The sequence below is a fragment of the Microbacterium sp. genome, from assembly GCF_011620665.1.
Lineage (GTDB): Bacteria > Actinomycetota > Actinomycetes > Actinomycetales > Microbacteriaceae > Microbacterium.
In genome coordinates this window covers 25,056-27,535 of the sequence record NZ_WOYQ01000005.1, presented here as the reverse complement: position 1 = coordinate 27,535, position 2,480 = coordinate 25,056, and the positions used below count along the sequence as shown (strand labels likewise).

The 2,480-nt window shown below is 70.8% G+C and carries 3 protein-coding genes; all 3 read right to left on the bottom strand.

Annotation, left to right across the window (positions count from 1 at the left end):
* Window positions 1-200: 200 nt before the first annotated feature.
* Window positions 201-1,085, bottom strand: coding sequence for an aminodeoxychorismate lyase (locus tag QZV81_RS00760; RefSeq protein ID WP_292831002.1), 885 nt, complete (start codon window positions 1,083-1,085; stop codon window positions 201-203).
* Between the two features lie 155 nt (window positions 1,086-1,240).
* Window positions 1,241-1,879, bottom strand: a complete 639-nt coding sequence (locus QZV81_RS00755) for a DNA-directed RNA polymerase subunit beta (protein WP_292830999.1) — start codon at window positions 1,877-1,879, stop codon at window positions 1,241-1,243.
* A gap of 55 nt (window positions 1,880-1,934) precedes the next feature.
* On the bottom strand, window positions 1,935-2,480 hold a 546-nt coding region (locus QZV81_RS00750; RefSeq protein ID WP_292830996.1), incomplete at its 5' end, for an anti-sigma factor.

Genomic DNA, 2,480 nt, shown 5'->3' with positions numbered 1-2,480 from the left:
CTCCAGCGGCGTGTGTCCCACTCCCGGCGGAGTACGTCCCACCTTCGGCGACTCCCAACCCACCCGAGCGACCGAAACTGGGACACGCACGAACCCACGCGCACAAACCCCCATGCACAGACCCACGCGCACAAACCCCCGCGCACAGACCCACGCGGAAACACACCCACGCGCAGACCCGCGCGCGGGCGCGGACCGTCTCAGTCCCGCGGGCTGAGCAGGTAGGCGTTCATGGATGCCGTCAGCTCGCGCTCGAGATGCAGCGGTCGCCCGTCGATGTCGATGATCGGTGCAGCGAGGCGGATGCTGGAGACGAGCCACGCGGCATCCGCGGTGTGCAGATCGGCGACCGTCAGCGTCGCGTAGGCGACCTCGAATCCCTCGGCGGCGAGATGGGCGAACACGCCGACCTGCGTCGTGCCGTGCAAGATGCCTCCGGTCGGCGCGGGTGTGATGAAGGTGTCCCCCCGGCGAAGGATGAGCGACGCGGTCGGTGCCTCCAGCACGAATCCGTCGCTCGAGGTGAAGACCACGTCGTCGGCGCCACGTCGCGACCCCTCACGGATCGCGGCCATGTTCACGGCGTACGAGAGCGTCTTCGCGCCGAGCAGCAACCAGGGCGCGCGTGCCGGGGCGTCGACCGCATAGCCGCGGTCGAGAGTCACGACGCGGATGCCGTCGGTGCGCTGCGCCGCGAAGTCAGCCGCCGGCGCGGCGGTGACCCATCCCGTCGGACTCTGCCCGCCCTCGATCCCTCGGCTCAGGATGAGCTTGATCACGCTTTCGCCGGATCCCGCGTGCGCCGCGGCGCGGGCGACGGCCTGCCGCCACTGCCCGAGGTGAGGTGCGGGCAGATCACACAGCCGGGCAGAGTGCGCGAGCCGTTCGAGGTGCGCGGTCACCCGCTGGGCGTGGCCGTCGACGACACCGATCGACTCGAAGACGCCGTCGCCGCGCTGAGCGCTCAACTCCCCGACCGGCAGCGCCGGCGCGGCCGGATCGATCACCGTGAAGGTGGCGGACCAGTCCGAGAGGCCATCGCCCGCCGCCGCCGGATCGATCACGAGGGCGAAGCGCGCTGCCATGACCTCGAGCCTACGCGGTCGGGAATGCGCGCGTTCGCCCCTCGGTTACACTGGATCAGCCGGGCCGCAGTAACCCCGGGCTCCATCTTTTGCCGCTTCGAGCGGCACCGCGCCGAGAGGCGTTCTGCGGTCCGGCACTTTCCCGCTCGAGGGCTTCAGGTCAGAGAATCACGCCGCCAGAGACCGGCCGCGGCTCCGAGCTCGTCGGCATATGTCGTCAGACGCAGCGCGCGCGTCGTGAAGCTCGCCGCCCGCTCGGGTTCGGTCGCGTCATGATCATCGGCGAGATCGACCGCGCCGGCTGCCTCGACCCGGCAGAAGGATGCCGCTCGCTCCAGCGCGAGCGCGAGGTCGCCCGCGAAGACTCCGCGCAGGATCTCGTCGCACAGCGACACGAGCTCATCCGGACCGGCCGGTGTCGGTGCACCCGCCACGACGTCGTCCACCGAGGGGAGCCGCGAACGGCCCCGTTCATAGAGCAGCGCCGCCGACCGAGGATCGTCGTGCACCATCAGCTGCAGCAGGTACAGACGCCACAGCGCGCCCGGAAGCGAGCGCGCGGGCGCGCGCGACCAGAGATCGGCGATCGTGTCGATTCCATGTTCGGCGGTGAAGGCGACGAGGCGCTCGACCACGGCATCCGCTGGCTCTTCGCGCACACGTGCCACCAGCGCCGCCGCCGTGGCGTGTGCGACGCGCGAGACGTCGGCCGGGTCCTCGGCGCTGAACAGGCGATCGAACACCTCGGCGGGACGCCGGACCGGCTTGTGGAACGGGCGGGAGTCATCATTCATCGCCGTCCAGGGTACCTGCCGCAGAGCCCGGCGGGCCGCGTCATCGGCGTTCGGGTCAGCTGACGGTCGTGGGGATCGCCACGATCGGAGCGCTGGTCGGCGTGCCGTCCGGCGCACCTCCAGCCGGCTCGATCGTGACGGCGATCGTGTCGCCCGCTTGCATCCCGCCCTCGAGCGCGGCGGCGACGCGACCGCCGGAGGGATCGAACGTCCCCGCTGAGATCGCCTCGTCACCGCGGACATACCAGAGCTCGAACGTGCGGTCGGCGGGAATCTCCGGCAGTGCCTGACTCACGAGCACGACCTCACCGAGCGACTCCGACCAGTGCACCGTCGCGGTTCCGCCGTCGGTGAGATCGCCCGAAGCCTCCGCTGCATCGGGTGCCGCCTGGATCTGGATGAGCGTGCTCTCCGCGGGCGTCCGGCTGAGCATCTCGGAGATGCTCCCTGCCCCCCACCCGATGCCGACCAGGAGCACCATCGACGCCACCAGCGCGAACATGCCGCGTGACCAATTTCGCCGCTGGACCGCCTGCACGACACCGGTCGGCGGGGCGGATGCCGAGCTCACATCGTCGCCGGCCGAGTCGCTCCCGGCCGA

Excerpts from the sequence above, each read along its gene's own strand:
- QZV81_RS00760 (WP_292831002.1), bottom strand. The coding sequence starts at position 1,085 with ATGGCAGCGCGCTTCGCCCTCGTGATCGATCCGGCGGCGGCGGGCGAT.
- QZV81_RS00755 (WP_292830999.1), bottom strand. The coding sequence starts at position 1,879 with ATGAATGATGACTCCCGCCCGTTCCACAAGCCGGTCCGGCGTCCCGCC.